Source organism: Streptohalobacillus salinus (assembly GCF_003201605.1).
GTDB lineage: Bacteria > Bacillota > Bacilli > Bacillales > Amphibacillaceae > Streptohalobacillus > Streptohalobacillus salinus.
On sequence record NZ_QJJR01000009.1, the window covers coordinates 49,682 to 66,847 of the forward strand.

At 37.4% G+C, this 17,166-nt stretch carries 17 protein-coding genes; 10 read left to right on the forward strand and 7 right to left on the reverse strand.

Features of this window, described 5'->3' with window-relative positions; all coding sequences use genetic code 11:
* Positions 1 to 160: 160 nt before the first annotated feature.
* From jag to rpmH, 4 genes are all read right to left on the reverse strand, one after another.
* A complete protein-coding gene (gene jag / locus DES38_RS08400) occupies positions 161 to 781 on the reverse strand; it encodes an RNA-binding cell elongation regulator Jag/EloR (protein WP_110251671.1) in 621 nt (206 codons plus the stop codon).
* A complete protein-coding gene (gene spoIIIJ, locus DES38_RS08405; protein ID WP_110251672.1) occupies positions 781 to 1,557 on the reverse strand; it encodes a YidC family membrane integrase SpoIIIJ in 777 nt (258 codons plus the stop codon). The genes jag and spoIIIJ overlap by 1 nt, the downstream gene beginning before the upstream one ends.
* 108 nt (positions 1,558 to 1,665) lie before the next feature.
* Positions 1,666 to 2,049, reverse strand: coding sequence for a ribonuclease P protein component (gene rnpA / locus DES38_RS08410; RefSeq protein ID WP_110251673.1), 384 nt, complete (start codon positions 2,047 to 2,049; stop codon positions 1,666 to 1,668).
* 220 nt (positions 2,050 to 2,269) lie between these two features.
* On the reverse strand, positions 2,270 to 2,404 hold the full coding sequence (gene rpmH, locus DES38_RS08415; protein WP_110251674.1) for a 50S ribosomal protein L34: 135 nt from the start codon (positions 2,402 to 2,404) through the stop codon (positions 2,270 to 2,272).
* A 657-nt stretch (positions 2,405 to 3,061) separates the two neighbouring features.
* On the opposite strand from rpmH, the gene DES38_RS08420 reads away from it, so the two are divergent.
* Entirely contained in the window at positions 3,062 to 3,796 is a 735-nt protein-coding gene (locus DES38_RS08420) for a VCBS domain-containing protein (protein WP_110251675.1), read from the forward strand.
* A 319-nt stretch (positions 3,797 to 4,115) separates the two neighbouring features.
* On the opposite strand, the gene DES38_RS08425 is transcribed toward DES38_RS08420, so the two are convergent.
* A complete protein-coding gene (locus DES38_RS08425) occupies positions 4,116 to 5,402 on the reverse strand; it encodes an IS110 family RNA-guided transposase (protein WP_110251676.1) in 1,287 nt (428 codons plus the stop codon).
* A 707-nt stretch (positions 5,403 to 6,109) separates the two neighbouring features.
* Here DES38_RS08425 and DES38_RS08430 point away from each other — a divergent pair.
* Positions 6,110 to 6,211 (forward strand): YvrJ family protein, encoded by a 102-nt coding sequence (locus DES38_RS08430; RefSeq protein ID WP_211305847.1) that lies wholly within the window; start codon positions 6,110 to 6,112, stop codon positions 6,209 to 6,211.
* Positions 6,212 to 6,270: 59 nt separating this feature from the next.
* Positions 6,271 to 6,486 carry a hypothetical protein gene (locus DES38_RS08435; RefSeq protein ID WP_110251677.1) on the forward strand — a complete coding sequence of 72 codons (216 nt, stop codon included), beginning with the start codon at positions 6,271 to 6,273 and terminating at the stop codon, positions 6,484 to 6,486.
* An 8-nt stretch (positions 6,487 to 6,494) separates the two neighbouring features.
* On the opposite strand, the gene DES38_RS08440 is transcribed toward DES38_RS08435, so the two are convergent.
* Together DES38_RS08440 and DES38_RS12245 are read right to left on the reverse strand one after the other, a co-directional pair.
* The gene (locus DES38_RS08440; protein ID WP_110251678.1) at positions 6,495 to 6,980 is read right to left on the reverse strand and encodes a MerR family transcriptional regulator; all 486 of its coding nucleotides are present in this window, start codon (positions 6,978 to 6,980) and stop codon (positions 6,495 to 6,497) included.
* Between the two features lie 344 nt (positions 6,981 to 7,324).
* Complete coding sequence (locus tag DES38_RS12245; RefSeq protein ID WP_110251705.1) at positions 7,325 to 7,465, reverse strand: RepB family plasmid replication initiator protein; 141 nt, start codon at positions 7,463 to 7,465, stop codon at positions 7,325 to 7,327.
* 484 nt (positions 7,466 to 7,949) lie between these two features.
* Here DES38_RS12245 and dnaA point away from each other — a divergent pair, with 484 nt between their 5' ends.
* The 7 genes from dnaA (at position 7,950) to gyrA (ending at position 17,130) form a co-directional block, all read left to right on the forward strand.
* Positions 7,950 to 9,302 carry a chromosomal replication initiator protein DnaA gene (dnaA, locus tag DES38_RS08450; RefSeq protein WP_110251679.1) on the forward strand — a complete coding sequence of 451 codons (1,353 nt, stop codon included), beginning with the start codon at positions 7,950 to 7,952 and terminating at the stop codon, positions 9,300 to 9,302.
* Between the two features lie 187 nt (positions 9,303 to 9,489).
* Entirely contained in the window at positions 9,490 to 10,629 is a 1,140-nt protein-coding gene (gene dnaN / locus DES38_RS08455) for a DNA polymerase III subunit beta (RefSeq protein WP_110251680.1), read from the forward strand.
* Between the two features lie 236 nt (positions 10,630 to 10,865).
* A complete protein-coding gene (yaaA, locus tag DES38_RS08460; protein WP_110251681.1) occupies positions 10,866 to 11,102 on the forward strand; it encodes a S4 domain-containing protein YaaA in 237 nt (78 codons plus the stop codon).
* A gap of 17 nt (positions 11,103 to 11,119) precedes the next feature.
* Entirely contained in the window at positions 11,120 to 12,250 is a 1,131-nt protein-coding gene (gene recF / locus DES38_RS08465; RefSeq protein WP_110251682.1) for a DNA replication/repair protein RecF, read from the forward strand.
* Positions 12,250 to 12,528 (forward strand): extracellular matrix regulator RemB, encoded by a 279-nt coding sequence (gene remB, locus DES38_RS08470; RefSeq protein WP_110251683.1) that lies wholly within the window; start codon positions 12,250 to 12,252, stop codon positions 12,526 to 12,528. The genes recF and remB overlap by 1 nt, the downstream gene beginning before the upstream one ends.
* Before the next feature lie 98 nt (positions 12,529 to 12,626).
* Entirely contained in the window at positions 12,627 to 14,531 is a 1,905-nt protein-coding gene (gyrB, locus tag DES38_RS08475) for a DNA topoisomerase (ATP-hydrolyzing) subunit B (protein WP_425450538.1), read from the forward strand.
* 79 nt (positions 14,532 to 14,610) lie between these two features.
* A complete protein-coding gene (gene gyrA, locus DES38_RS08480; protein WP_110251685.1) occupies positions 14,611 to 17,130 on the forward strand; it encodes a DNA gyrase subunit A in 2,520 nt (839 codons plus the stop codon).
* The last annotated feature ends 36 nt before the right edge of the window (positions 17,131 to 17,166 follow it).

Sequence of the window (17,166 nt, forward strand, 5' to 3'; positions counted from 1 at the left end):
CTTCATTTAAAGCTACCTTATCCAATGCAAGCAGCTCAGTACACGAAGCATAACATGTTTGCCTCTAGATACATGCTATCTTCACAACATCCCCATAACTCATATACCCGTCCCCGTACGTAATTATGCGAAAAAAAGAAGCCCCCGAAGGGACTTCTACTTATTTAACTGGTTTAATAACAACGTGACGATTAGGTTCTTGTCCATCGGATAATGTTTCAACATGCTGTTGATTTTGTAGTACACTATGGATGATTTTACGTTCGTATGACGGCATTGGCTCTAAAGTCACGGGTTTCTTTATCTTTTTAGCTTTATCAGCTAAACGCAGTGCCAATTGCTCGAGTGTGTCTTTACGACGTGACCGATAACCTTCGGCGTCGACGACGACGCGGTAACGATCCTCGGCATGACGATTTAACATCACTTGCACTAAATGCTGCAATGCATTTAATGTTTGACCGCGTTTCCCAATAATCATGGCAATTTTTTCACCTTCTAATTCAAAAGTGATGTGCTTCTCCACTAATTTCACATGAACAAGAACGTCACTTGAAAAAGCTTGGGCAATTTCCTTTAAATAATCTGCCGCTTGATCAACTGGATTTTCTTTTAAAGCAACTTGTACGATCGCACGTTTCTGACCGAACAAGCCAAACATTCCTTTTTTACCTTCTTCAATAACTTGAATATCAACGTGGTCCTCTGTGGTGTTAAGTTGCACTAACGCTGATTGGACCGCATCTTCGACTGTTTGCCCAGAAGCAGTTACCTGTTTCACTAGTTATTTCCTCCCGAAGTTTGCTGGAATTTGAATGGCTTTCTAATAAAGATGGTTTGCAATACCATAAAGATGTTACCGACAACCCAGTACAATGCTAAGGCTGCTGGGAAGAACATTGACATTACACCAATCATAATTGGCATCATGTACAACATCATCGTCATCTGTGGACTTCCTGCATTTTGTGTCATATTCGTACCCGCCATCGTTAACTTCTGTTGTAAGAATGTTGCGCCTGCAGCAACGAGTGGTAAGATGTAAAACGGATCCGGAGCTGACAATTCAAACCATAAAAAATTACCATCTTGTAAGCCAGGTGTTCGCATAATTGCGTGATACAAACCAATCAAGATTGGCATTTGCACCAACATAGGTAAACACCCTGCCATTGGATTAACGTTATGTTCCTTAAAGAGCTTCATTGTTTCTTCTTGTAATTTTTGTTGTGTTTGTGAATCTTTTGAACTATACTTCTCTTTTAATTTGTTAAGTTCAGGTTGTACTTCTTGCATTGCTTTTGAACTTTTCAGTTGTTTCACGTTAAGTGGTACTAACACTAAACGAATCACCAAGGTAACCACGACGATGGCCCAACCGAAACTTCCACTAAAGAAATCTGCTACTGTTGTGATTAACCAAGACAATGGGTAAACGAAATACTCATCCCAAATCCCAGTACTATCAGAAGTAATTGGTGCGTTAATATCTCCACACCCGGATAACAATAAAACTAAACCAACTAAGGCCAGTAATAATAAGACCTTTTTACGCATGATCTTCCTCCTTAACATATATTCATCCATATATGTAAAACTCACTTGTTATTTTATCACTAAGTGTTATTGAATACTAGAAAAAGCCGAGAATTCCACGCTAATTCCTTATTTTTGCATCTGTTTATTTTCTTTGTTCATGACAGCATTTCCATTTTTAAAGCATTTTGATTTGAATAATACATGCGTTAAACTTTTTTTCGTTTCATGAAAATCAATCGTCTTCATGGGCATGCGTGCAATAACAACGAAATCAAATTGTTCTTTAATCTCCGGTTCAAGTTCTAAAAAGGCTTGCCTCAAGTAGCGCTTAATCCGATTTCTAACGACTGCATTGCCAACTTTTTTTGAAACAGATAAACCTATTCGAAAATGATCTGCATCTTTCTTTGGAAGGTAATACAAAACCAACTGACGATTCGCAAAAGATTTTCCGCGTTTAAACACGTTTTGGAAGTCCTCATCTGATTTTAATCGATATCCTTTCTTCATCTTCGATCCCTCCGTAAAATTAACCCACTAATACTAACTGTCACAAGCTCATTTATTCATTCGGTTGTAATGAATGAATAAAGTAACCGGTTAATTCTCTTTAAAAAACAAGGGATGATCCTCTCACGCGTAGGTTCGTTGAACATCCTAGTGAGCCAGTCATCCCTTGTCATCTTTTCTCCAAATGTGGAAAAAAGACCACTGACATTATCTCAGTGGCCTATGCTGATAATACTCTTCTACCTTTTTTGCGACGACGTGCTAACACGTTACGTCCATTTTTTGTGCTCATACGTGAACGGAATCCGTGAACTTTCTTACGTTTACGATTGTTTGGTTGAAATGTGCGTTTCATTATATAATACACCTCCCTGAGGAATTTAAAAATCATCTATTGGACAGCCTCATCTATTATACGGAAGACTTAGCTTGTCTGTCAATTCAATATTCCTATTTGTTTCTCTACAATTTACTATATTAGCTTAAATAATCGCATCTGTCACGGCTTTTTTTTAAAAATGTTAATTTTTCATTAAAATCCACAGCGCCTGGTGTTTTTAAAGCCTGTTATAAGCGAACCCCCGCCTTATGCGACAGCGACCGATAGGGAGCGAAAGCATAAGGTGGGAAGGTTCGCGAGCGAAGGCGAGCGACGCCGATTTTAAAAAAAGAGCAATGTTAAAAAACTTAATACTAGTTTTTCAGTATTCAAAATAACACGATACATAAGACTATATATGTTTTCTTATTGGATGAGATGTAAAAACATGTTTTTTTTACATATTTTTGTTTATAATTCTCAGTATCCCATAAGTTACCATAGCGGTGAATCCCAAACTAATTAAATCTCTGTTAGTAATTAAGTTATAAACAAAGATTACTAGAGTAATAACAAGGATGGCAAGGCTAATTTTCTCAATGATTGTAAGTTTCATAGTGAGTACCTCCTGCAGATATTTTATTAGGGTTTCAATGATTTAAAATATATTATACAACGAAAGAAGGAAAAAGTATGAAAATATTTAAATTTTTGTATGTAATAATTTGTTTTATTGTATTTACATCTTATGTTTTACCGACTGTTGCAAATGCAAAAAGTAGTGTTGATCAGGAAGTCTATGGGGATATATCTGTAGAAAAAACAGGTGATTATGCGTATTCATTACATAATACAGTATCTGGAGATAAAGATAAAATTATCTTCAATGATGAAATGAATGAGGGAACAATTTTTTATGAAGATGGTAGTAAAAGTGAAGTGAGTATAAATACAAGCAAAGCCACTGACGGAAGCATTGAGAGTGCATATGTAACCATTGATGGAGAGGTTGTTGCTGAAATGGAAACTGAAACATCAGATTTAAAGCCTAAATTATTATCAGATAATACATTAAATAAAGCACAAAGTACGGCGATTACTACTAAAGCAGTTCCAACAGATCCAGGCGGTAGTTCATCTTATAAATTTATTAAAACATATAAAATGAAGGTTAATGCAACTAAAAAAACCGGTGATATAGCTACTATTATCTTAGGGTTATGTCCTGGCTATGCTGTTCCTGCGGCAATAATAGCAGCAATATCAGTGTTAAAACCTCAAAAGAAGGCTTATGTTAAAATAAGTATGTATTATAATAAATACGCAAGCGTTACCAAACAAATCAAGAAAAAATATTATGTTTATAAAAACTCAAATTATACAGGTTTAACAAAAAGTTATACTTCTTACGAAAAGGTATTTAATTGAGTGAATTTCATAATTCCAAGCCCTTGTGCCCCAAGGGGTTTCAAGCATAGAAAAAGCAGTACCTCCCCAAATCTTGTATAAGGTATGATCGCACGTGTGGATCTCCACTTATTCATGGCGGTGTACCCTCCCATGTCTCACGGCATCTATGTGCGCAAATTCCTTCGTTCAACCTCTCCATGGTGGATGCCGGAAATGCTCCCTTGGTGGGTCTAGGCCCTAATGGAAATAATATCGACCGGCTAATCCGTGCTTCAATTGTTTAGATGTTACGGTGTGTCATCAGCGTTATTTTTTGATCTTGTGTACTTACTTTCTTTTAAGCAGCTTCCTGAATTCCCTTTAATGATGGGATATCTTGCATCATGCGTTGTGGATCAAATGCACACTTGCGTGTGCCTATCACATAAAAGATTTTAATTAATTTTCTAGCTAAGGCAATAAAGGACTGTTTCCCTGTTAATGGGTTGTTGGCTCGTGTGCGATAATGGTCATGTAATTGGCTGAAGGCGGCATTGTGTTTGGCTAGCGGAATGGCGACCTGATAAAGAATATTTCTCAGTCGTTTGCGCCCTCTTTTCGTAATGGAGGTGCGTCCTTTGTGTAAGCCTGATTGATTCATCTTTAAATTGAGTCCCGCTAGTTTAATAATTTGGCGTGGATCTCGGTATTGTGTGATATCACCGACTTCAGAAAAGAAGGCGACCACAGTCATCGCACCAATACCTTTGATATCAATCATTTCCTCTGCACCTGGAACCTCCATCACAAGCGTGACGAGTTCATTTTCTAGTGACGCTAATCGTTCTGCCAAACCATGATATTGATTCATAAGATAAGCCATCTCCTGACGTGCCATCTTTAAACCAACACGTATACCCACACTATTTTCAGCAGCCGTTTTTAAAGCGCGAATACGTTTCATACCAACCGAGCGTTTCGTTACCTTGTTGACTTCTTCTAGTAACACATCTTCCGATGTGTTGATAATATCCACAGGGAAGTAGCCCTCTGTTAAGAGATGCAAGGCTGAGCGACCTGTCCAGTCTTTGAATACCGTAAGGGATTCAGGGAAGTAGCGATCCAGCAGATTATGCACTTGCGCTTTGATCGATGATAAGTCTTCCTGAATCATGTCATGTAACTTCATACCTTCGCGTAATTCAGCGAACAGTTCCTCTGGTAACGTCGGTTCATTGAACCTGCCATCTTTGATTAATTGGGCGATGAACTTCGCATCTTTTGTATCATTTTTCGTTGGCGAATCATCATCTAGCTCTTTCGAGCGTTTCACTTTTGATGGATTTACAACGACAACCTTGGAACCAAGTTCTTGTAGATAATAAGCTAAGTTCAGCCAATAGTGTCCTGTGGGTTCCATGCCAATAATAACGTCTGAGCGGCGTTCGGCATGCTTGAGGGTTTCAACCCAGGTTAGTAAGTCTTTAAAGCCAGGGAGTGTATTCTCAAACACCAAACGTTTCACAAGATCTCGACCACGATCATCAATCGCGCGAGCCACGTGCTTACGTTTAGCGATATCCACCCCAATAATTAATGTGTTTTCTGTGATTTGCATTAAGCATTGATTTTGTGTAAAATCCATTGTAGAAGTCTCCTTTCGGTACTCAAATTAGAGGTCAAGCTTGACACTCACTATCGTACCAAAGGGGCTTCTTTTTTGCATGCTTCAAAATCATTGATTTTCCTTCGTATTTAGTTACTTACAGGAATGCTCCCTTTTATTGATTTGAAGCGATTCACTATGCCTTAACACTTCCAATTTCCTATACACGGTCTCAAGGACCAACATACTACAAACTGATTCAATTAAGGATAGTGAAGGGGCCAGTTTATTGTACAGACTCTATGGTCTTATAACGTTGACGGCCTCTTCTTCACTTTCTACTATAAAAAAAATAGTAGTGTAAATACACCGTCGTGGATATTACACTACTAATCTTAGTATGTTTATTGTACAACCCGTTTATATCATTTAATAAAAAATGTTTTTAGTAACCGACAATTTTTTTACCTAAAAAAAGAACATAAGTTCTCTTACGGGGTGGTATTGTGAATATATATAGTAAGTTACAAGAAGATAAAAATCCCATTATAGTACAATTCATCCAAAGTACTGAAAGAAAGAAATTATTAAATAATTACTTGAATGATCCTAGCTATAAAAACAGAAACATTATAGATGAAGCTATAAGTACTATTATGTAAAAGTAACTACAATTTCTTATTTTTCTAAAGTTTGTAAATTCGAAGCTATGAAATTTGATAAAAAATTAAGGAGCGCTCTTGAAAATGGATGAAATTAATCTTATAGAAATTATTGATAACGCTGGTTTTCCTATCACAACAACTATATATCTATTATATCGTCTTGAAAAAAAATCGAAAAATTAGAAACAGCCATTACAAAATTATCTACAGTTATAACAACTACTAAAGGGTGATTAATTATTTTGAATAAAAAAGCATTGATGGGGGACATTATTTTTTATCTTGAACCCAGTATTAAAAAGGCCTTAAATCAAACCAATATTAAGAATAGAGAGGAATTAAAGCAAGAATTGCATTTTAAAATTATTAATAAAGTATCCAAAGAAGACATAGAGAATATTCCAGGATTTTTTGAGACAATTATTAATGATGATACACCATCAGCTACAAATCACTAAATCATGAATTATGTTTTCTTTTTTGTAAATAATCTACTAATCAAAGATTTCTTTTGATAACTCTCTTTATTTATCACTTCAATGAGATGCTGCTGATTTTCATTGTATTTTTCTTCAATACTCTCTAATCGTTTATTTAGCGACAAGATTAACTCATTCTGATTCAAAATGAGCAATTTCAATTCCTCAATGCTTTCTTTACTATCTGTTGCGGTGATGTTGCGCTGTTCTGTTAAACTTGTTTCGTTTGTTTCGGTTTTATATTGCGCTTGATAAACAACGCCATCAATAGCTTCTTCGAGCGTTATACCGTTATGCTTAGCCTGAATGATCGTACGTATCGCTATAACGTCTTTATCACGGAAAAATCTGTGACCTTGAGAGTTTCCATCGAAAGAATAGCCGCTTTTCTCCAACATGCCACAATACTTTCTTAACGTTGTAGGTTTGAGATTTAAATGTGTTGAAACATCTTTTACACTATAAACATTCATTGCATCCACCACCCATTAGCTTTTTTATTCCCCATCTTCTTCTAGCCAATTGTAATAAATATGATGATGATTACCAGGTAAGTCGTGTAGCTTATTTAAGTGAATTTTAGCATTTTGGATTAACAAATCAGCTCTATTGTAAGTAATAGAAACATTATCTTTAATATAAGGACGCAGTTCTCTAACCAAATCGATGATTTTTAGAGCTTTATTTTTATCTTCTTCAAAATTAATCTCTTTTAATACCTCATGTGAAGCTTCTAAAGTTTGATTAATTATTTTAGATAAAATTTTTGTAGTTTTTTGGACGCTCTTACCGATAGACCAAATTAAATTAAAGCCTACTATTTTCCGATCTTTTCTTTTTTTGTGTAGTGAACGTTTAGTTCTGTATGCTTATTAATTTCAGAAATAGCCAAATCTAAGACACCGCGTTTGAATTGAGCTGTGCGCTTATACGTTTTTTTATTTTCTAAATCGAACAGTTGTAATAAATAAAACCGGTTGTTTTATCCACAGCCTCTGTGTGTGAATTTTTATCCAAATTTTAAGTCCGACACCTTTTACCGACAACTTAACCACAGAATCACAGGATGTGGATGAAAAATACACACAAGCGTTTGGATATGTGGATAACTCTTGAAAAACCTTGCTTATTCAATGATTTTCTGATATTATTACTGTGTTTAACTCATCCAAACATTCAACAATAAATAAAAGTATCCACAGCCTGTGGATTACCTGTGGACATTTATACACACACTTGTATATATAGTTATCAACAGCGTTGTGCATAACTTGCATAACGCTTCTGAAGCTTGCTATAGCGATTGTTTATCATCCACAGCCATGTCGTAAGAAAACCTTTCGATCCTGCCTGCTCTATTTAGATAGATATCGAGAGGTTTTTTATATCGGATTTTTCACGATGCGTTTGTTTGAATACTTATAAGAGAAAGGGGTTTATGGATGGAGAATATTGAAGAGTTATGGGATAATACTTTGCTTCAAATTAAAGAAAAAGTCAGTAAACCAAGCTTTGATACATGGCTTAAAAATACCAAAGCCGATCAACTAACGGATGATACCCTCATCGTATCTGCACCAAATGAATTTGCCCGTGATTGGTTAGAAAATCGTTACACAAACCTTATTTCTGAAGCGATCTTCGAAGTAACTGGTGCCAAACTAAAAACTAAATTCATTATTCCTGAGAACGAGCAAAAGGAATTAGATAAACTGCAACCGCAAGTCAAAGTACCAAGACCGAGAGACGATGATGATAATCAACTCTCAAAATCAATGTTAAATAATAAGAACACGTTTAATACCTTTGTTATTGGTTCAGGAAATCGTTTTGCTCACGCGGCCTCTTTAGCTGTCGCAGAAGCACCAGCTAAAGCGTATAATCCTTTATTCATTTACGGGGGTGTTGGTCTCGGTAAAACTCACTTGATGCATGCGATTGGCCATTATGTACTTGATCATAATCCAAATGCGAAAGTGGTTTACCTATCATCGGAAAAATTTACGAATGAATTTATTAATTCTATCCGTGATAATAAAGCCGAAAACTTTAGAAGCAAATACCGCAATGTCGATGTCTTGCTAATTGATGATATTCAATTCTTAGCAGGTAAAGAACAAACACAAGAGGAATTTTTCCATACATTTAATACATTACATGAAGAAAATAAACAAATTATTATTTCGAGCGATCGACCACCAAAAGAAATTCCAACCTTAGAAGATCGTTTACGGTCTCGGTTTGAGTGGGGACTTATTACAGATATCACACCACCGGATTTAGAAACTCGGATTGCTATTTTGCGTAAAAAGGCAAAAGCAGAGGGGTTAGAAATATCTAATGAAGTAATGCTTTATATCGCCAATCAAATCGATACAAACATCCGTGAGCTTGAAGGTGCGCTTATTCGGGTTGTTGCTTATTCATCATTAACAAATCAAGACATAGATGCTTCCCTTGCAGCAGAAGCACTAAAAGATATCATTCCTAATCAACGACCAAAGGTAATTACAATTGGTCAGATTCAAGAACTTGTTGCAGAAAGATATAACATCCGCCTTGATGAGTTTGCTGCTAAAAAACGAACAAAATCTGTTGCTTTTCCGCGTCAGATAGCCATGTACTTATCACGTGAACTCACTGATTTTTCTTTACCTAAAATTGGGGAAGAATTTGGCGGCCGCGATCACACAACGGTGATCCATGCCCATGATAAAATCGCAAGAATGATTAGTGAAGATCAATTATTGAGTCGTGATATCGAAGATATTAAGGAACGACTCAAAACATTTTAACATTTAGCCTGTTGATAATGTGAATAGATGTGCACGGTTATGAACATTCTATCCACACGTGGATAACTTACGTGCTGTAAGTGTTAAACCCGGTTATCCACATATCAACAGCCCCTATTACTATTACTACGGGTTTTTATATACAAAATAACTAATTATACTACTTCCACTAGGAGGATTTTATTTTATGAAATTTACCATTCAACGTGATCAATTAATCGATAGTTTACAACACGTAATGAAAGCCATCTCCCCTCGTGTAGCCATTCCGATTTTGACAGGTATTAAAATTGAAGCCACGAAAGAAGGTATCAAACTAACAGGAAGTGATTCAGACATATCAATTGAATCATTCATTCCTGTTGAAGAAGATGGTTTAGTCTATGTCGAAAATATTGAACCTGGCGCAATTGTCGTCCAAGCGAAATACTTCCCAGATATTATTCGTAAATTACCACTAAAAACAATTGAAATTCAAACAGATGATAACTATCAAATGACAATTTTATCTGGAGGCTCTGAATTCCACTTAAATGGTCAAGATGCTGAAGAGTATCCACATCTTCCGGTGCTACATACGGATAACAGCTTTGAAATTAAACATGATCTCCTGAAAGAAATGATAAAACAAACGGTTTTCGCCGTTTCAACCGTCGAAACACGTCCGATCCTTACCGGTGTCAATATGAAAGTTATCGATGGAAAACTGAACTTTGTTGCAACGGATTCACATCGACTTGCTTCTCGTGTGCTCCCGTTATCAGAAGAACAAAAACATGTGAATTTTGAAAGCATCGTTGTTCCGGGTAAGAGTTTAGCTGAACTTAATAAAATTATTGAAGAAAATGATGAAACGGTAACAATGAGTGTCAGTGATAATCAAATTCTTTTCCAAACAAAAAATATTTATTTCCTTTCACGTCTCTTAGATGGGAACTATCCAGAAACAGATCGCTTAATTCCCGACCAAAGTAAAACCGTTGTCAAAACAAAAACAAAAGCATTGTTACAAGCGATTGACCGTGCATCACTGTTAGCAAAAGAGAACCGTAATAACGTGGTTAAACTGGAAACAAAAGATCAACATCTTGAAATTAGTTCAAATACACCAGAAGTAGGTCAGGTAACTGAGGATGTTGTAACCGAATCAACGGAAGGTGAGTCATTGAAAATTTCATTTAGTGCCAAATATATGATTGATGCGCTTCGTATTATCGAAGAAGAGTATGTATCCATCTACTTTACGGGTGCAATGCGTCCGTTTGTTATTCGTCCCGATCAAAATGATCAAATTCTGCAACTCATTTTACCAGTAAGAACGTATTAAAATAAATTTTTATAAGAACGAGCGGGAAGGCTTTTTAATAAAGCCTTCCCGCTCGTTCTTTTTAATCTTTTTTTGCATATTCCCCCCTTTTCTCTTGAATTTAAGGTAAAATAGAAATTAGGCGAAATTAAAGCGAATACGGGTAGGTTTGCGAAATTGATAAACTTTAGTAAAATAGAATAAAGACAAATGAGAAACGTTATATGGCTCAAATAGACAAAGGGAGGGATCATTTAATGACGACAGAGACGATCGAAATACGAACGGAATATATTACATTAGGTCAGTTTTTAAAATTGGCTAATGTCGTTGAGTCTGGTGGCATGGTAAAACTATTTTTAAGTGAATATCCAGTCCTCGTTAATCAGGAACAAGATCAGCGACGCGGCCGAAAACTTTATCCAGGTGATGTGATTGAAATTGAAGAAGTCGGCACCTTTACGGTAAGTAATACAAACGGTCAGAACGGATAAAAAGGTAGGCTGTCAGTATGCATATTAAAGATTTAACATTGACGAATTACAGAAATTACCCTTCACTTGCGGTTGAATTTGATCCGAAAGTTAATGTCATCATTGGTGAAAATGCCCAAGGAAAAACAAATTTAATGGAAGCCATCTATGTTCTAGCTTTCACGAAATCATACCGTACGACAAAAGATAACGAGTTAATTGCCTGGGATCAAACGTTTGCTAAAGTTGAAGGCACATTATTTAAACGAAATTATCATGTCCCCCTTGAAATGCAGTTTCAAGCAAAGGGTAAGAAGGCAAAATTAAATCATCTCGAACAGAAACGCCTCAGCGATTACATTGGTGCACTTAATGTCGTCATGTTTGCGCCTGAGGATTTAAATTTGGTTAAAGGAAGTCCACAAGTAAGACGTCGCTTTATTGATATGGAGATTGGTCAAGTCAAACCCGTTTATATTTATCATCTAGGGCAATACCAAAAGGTATTAAAACAACGCAATCATTTATTAAAAGACTTACAGCGGCGTAAGACAACCGATACAACCATGTTATCAGTACTCACGGATCAATTAATTGAACATGCGACGATTATTTTAGCCAAACGGTTTCTGTTTTTAGATTTACTGATGAATTGGGCACGTCCTATTCACGAAGGAATTACCCAGCATAAGGAAATCCTATCGATTGCTTACGATGCGTCGATTGATATAGACAATGATGCCGATGTTGATACAATCAAACAACGTTATCAAGCTGTTTTTGAACAAAATCAACAAAAAGAGATTGATCGAGGTAGCACGCTTTATGGTCCACATCGAGATGATCTTATTTTTTATGTCAATGACCGAAATGTTCAAACCTTTGGTTCACAAGGGCAACAACGGACAACGGCTTTATCTTTGAAGCTTGCAGAAATTGAGTTAATTAAGAATGAAGTCGGTGAATATCCTGTTCTGTTATTGGATGATGTATTGAGTGAGCTTGATCGTTACCGCCAAAGTCATTTATTACACACCATTAAAGATAAAGTGCAAACCTTTGTGACAACCACAAGTGTAAACGATATTGAACATGAAACCATTCGGCAAGCACGCGTGTTTCATGTGGAAAACGGCTCAATCATAAAACAAGAAGGTGATAAAAGCTAATGTTTATGCATATTGGTCACGACCAAGTGATTCGCTCTGAAGAAATTATTGCGATGATCAATCAACAAGACATTGAAACATCGTCAATCAATGAAGAAATGATTGATTTTGTTGAACATCAAGATGATGAATTAGAACTTGATGATGATGTCATTAAAACGATTGTTATTACTAAAGATAATGTCTATTATAGTCCGTTATCAATTTTGACCTTGAAAAAACGGACCAGTATTTTAAGCGTATTAAACCAACAAATGGATTATCTTGAAGAAAACTAATGGAAACTCGCGCGTGTTAATTAGTGAAAGAACTGACGTTTTTGCGTCAAATTATAGAAATGTAGGTGAAACAATTGACAGTAGAAGAAAATAATCTTATTCCTGAACAATATGATGAGAATCAGATTCAAGTATTAGAAGGTTTGGAAGCTGTACGTAAGCGCCCAGGTATGTATATTGGTTCTACAGGCGAACGTGGTTTACATCACCTTGTCTGGGAAATTGTAGATAACAGTATCGATGAAGCTTTAGCAGGGCATTGTGATTACATTCAGGTTGTGATTGAAAAAGATAACAGCATTACCGTCATTGATAATGGCCGTGGGGTGCCCGTTGGTATTCATGAAAAGACAGGCCGTCCGGCTGCTGAAGTCATCATGACGGTGTTACACGCAGGTGGTAAATTTGGTGGCGGTGGTTACAAAGTATCAGGGGGTCTTCACGGTGTGGGGGCTTCGGTTGTGAATGCTTTGTCAAGCTCGCTTGAAATGTATGTGCACCGTGATAATAAAATCTATTACTTAGATTTTAAACGCGGGATTCCTCACAATGAGATTGAAGTCATTGGCGAAACAGAAATCACCGGAACGAAGATACATTTCACACCGGACACAGAAATTTTTGAGGAAACGACTGTATTTAATTATGATACACTCGCAACGCGAATCAGAGAACTTGCTTTCTTAAATAAAGGCTTAAAAGTGTCAATTGAAGATAAGCGTTTAGAGGAGCCGATTGTTGAAGAATTCTTCTATGAGGGTGGTATTCGTTCTTATGTTGAGCACTTAAATAATGCAAAAGGTGTTTTACACGAGCCGTTCTATGCCGAAAAAGAAGAACAAGGCATTTCAGTTGAAGTGGCCATTCAGTATAACGATGGTTTCGCTTCAAACATTTATTCGTTTGCTAATAACATTCACACCTATGAAGGTGGGATGCATGAGTCTGGATTTAAGACAGGGCTAACCCGGGTAATTAATGATTACGCTCGCAAGAATAACTTATTTAAAGAAAATGACCCTAATCTAACTGGTGACGATGTCCGTGAAGGTTTAACAGCAATTGTATCCATCAAGCACCCGAATCCACAGTTTGAAGGTCAAACAAAAACCAAACTGGGAAATAGTGAAGTAAGAACGATTACTGACTCAACGTTTAGTGAACTGTTCTCAAGCTTCTTATTTGAAAATCCATCATCAGCAAAAATTATTGTTGAGAAAGGATTAATGGCGTCACGCGCACGGATGGCAGCAAAGAAAGCGCGGGAATTGACGCGTCGGAAAGGCGCATTAGAAATCTCTAATTTACCAGGTAAATTAGCGGACTGTTCGAGCCGTGATGCATCAAAAAGTGAAATCTACATCGTGGAGGGTGACTCTGCGGGTGGTTCAGCTAAACAAGGGCGTGATCGCCACTTCCAAGCAATTTTACCGTTACGCGGTAAGATCTTAAATGTAGAAAAAGCACGTTTAGATCGTATCTTATCGAATAATGAAATTCGTTCGATGGTTACAGCAATGGGGACAGGGATTGGTGAAGAGTTTGATATTTCAAAAGCACGCTATCATAAAGTGGTTATCATGACTGATGCCGATGTCGATGGCGCGCACATTCGCACACTATTGTTAACATTCTTCTACCGTTACATGCGCCCATTAATCGATCATGGTTATATATATATTGCCCAGCCACCTCTTTATAAAGTGCAACAAGGGAAGGCAGTCCACTATGCCTATAACGAAAAAGAATTAGAACGCATCTTAGCTGAAATACCAAAAGCACCACGTCCAGGTTTACAACGTTATAAAGGACTTGGTGAGATGAATGCAACACAGTTATGGGAAACAACAATGGACCCAGAAAATCGTACACTACTACAAGTAAACCTTGATGATGCGATTGAAGCAGATCAAATCTTTGATATGTTGATGGGTGACAGAGTCGAACCCCGTCGTAACTTTATTCAAGAAAACGCCATCTACGTGAAAAACTTAGATGTTTAAGTCGTAACCGACTAAACCTTTAAAAAATAGATAAGCTATAAAAAAGAAATGTGTCCTCAGTTGGATAGGAGGTAATTGAATGGTGGATAATCAACGTCCCCACGTGAAAGAAATTAATATTGGAAATGAAATGCGTACATCGTTTTTAGATTACGCAATGAGTGTTATTGTATCCCGTGCTTTACCTGATGTAAGAGACGGTCTTAAACCGGTTCACCGCCGGATTTTATATGCGATGAATGATTTAGGTATGCACGCAGACAAAGCCTATAAAAAATCAGCGCGTATTGTTGGTGATGTTATCGGTAAGTACCACCCACACGGTGACTCAGCTGTTTATGAAGCAATGGTGCGGATGGCGCAAGATTTTAGCTATCGTTACCCATTAGTCGATGGTCACGGTAACTTCGGTTCTGTCGATGGTGACCCAGCGGCAGCGATGCGGTATACCGAAGCAAAAATGTCTAAAATATCGATGGAATTGTTGCGTGACATTAATAAAAATACGATCAGTTATGCAGATAACTATGATGGCTCTGAACGTGAACCGGTTGTCTTACCTGCGCGCTTCCCCAATTTACTCGTTAATGGTGCCTCAGGTATTGCGGTAGGGATGGCAACAAATATTCCACCACACCAACTCGGTGAAACAATTGATGCCGTTCTTGCCGTGAGTGAAGATCCAGATATTACGATTGATGAATTAATGGAAAATCACATCACAGGTCCTGATTTCCCAACGGGTGCGACCATTTTAGGCCGTTCAGGTATTCGAAAAGCTTACGAAACAGGAAAAGGTTCAATCATCATCCGAGCCAAAGCAGAAATTGAAGAACAAGCAAATGGTAAAGCCCGCATTATCGTTAATCAAATTCCTTATCAAGTTAATAAAGCAAAGTTAGTTGAAAAAATAGCTGAACTTGCCCGTGATAAGAAAATTGAAGGAATTACCGACTTACGTGATGAGTCTGACCGTAATGGGATGCGAATTGTGATTGAACTTCGTCGTGACGCAAATCCTAATGTGTTACTCAATAACTTATATAAACAAACCTCTTTACAAACATCCTTTGGTATTAACATGTTGGCACTGGTCGATGGTCAACCGAAAGTGTTGAACTTAAAGCAAATGCTTGAATATTACTTGGAACACCAAAAAGTCATTGTCCGTCGCCGGACAATGTACGAATTAGAAAAAGCAGAGGCCCGTGCCCATATCCTAGAAGGATTGCGGATTGCGCTTGACCATATTGATGCAATCATTAAATTGATTCGTGGTTCTGATACTGCAGATGAAGCAAGAACAGGCTTGATTGACCAATTTAACTTGACTGAAAAGCAAGCACAAGCCATTCTTGATATGCGTCTCCAGCGTTTGACAGGCTTAGAACGTGATAAGATCGAAAACGAATATACAGAATTAGCGAAGCTGATTGATGAATTAAAAACAATCCTTGCTGATGAAAGCAAGTTGATTGAAATCATTCGAGAAGAATTGCTCGAAATCAAAGAACGTTTCAACGATGTGCGGATGACCGATATCGCTTCTGGTGGTTTTGATTTCTTTGAAGATGAAGACCTCATTCCTGAAGAAGATATCGTGATTACTTTAACGCATCGCGGTTACATTAAACGGTTACCATCGTCAACCTATCGTAGTCAACGTCGTGGTGGACGAGGAGTTCAAGGGATGGAGACCAAAGAAGATGACTTTGTTGAGCACTTGATTTCAACATCGACACACGATACCGTGCTCTTCTTTACCAATAAAGGTAAAGTCTACCGTCTGAAAGGTTATGAAATCCCTGAGTTTGGTCGAACCGCTAAAGGCTTACCGATCATTAATTTATTAGAAATTGATAAAGACGAATGGGTCAATGCTGTAATTACAGTCCATGACTTTGAAGCTGAAGAAGCATACCTCTTCTTTACAACGAAGCACGGTATTTCTAAACGAACAGAATTAATCCAATTTAAAAACATCCGTCGTGGTGGTTTAATCGCCGTTAACTTACGTGATGAAGATGAATTAATTGCTGTCCGACTGACCAATGGTCATAAACAGATGATTATTGCTACACGTAATGGTGCCCTGATTCACTTTAAAGAGAGTGACATTCGTTCAATGGGACGTACTGCTGCTGGTGTGAAAGGGATTAACTTACGTGAAGATGATGCCGTGGTCTCAATGGAGATTTTAGAAGAAAACCAATTCGTTCTAAACGTAACGGAAAATGGTTACGGTAAGCAAACACCTCAAGCAGATTACCGCGTGATTAACCGGGGTGGACGTGGGGTTTCAACTGCAAATATTACTGAGAAAACAGGTAAGATTGTTGCGGTGAAGACAGTGACTGGTGATGAAGATTTAATGATTATCACAGAAAGTGGTGTGTTAATTCGGATGCCAGTTGAAGCTATTTCCCAGACCGGTCGTAACACCCAAGGGGTAAGACTGATTCGTCTTCAAGAAGGCGAATCAGTGGCAACTGTGGCCTCACTTGAAAGTGAAGAGGAAGAAATCGCTGTTGTTGAAGCAACTGAGGCACCTGGAGATGCGAAAGAAGCTGAAGTGAAGCATCAGGAAGATAACGAATAAAGCTAAGTGAAAATAAAATAGACGAAGCATACAGGA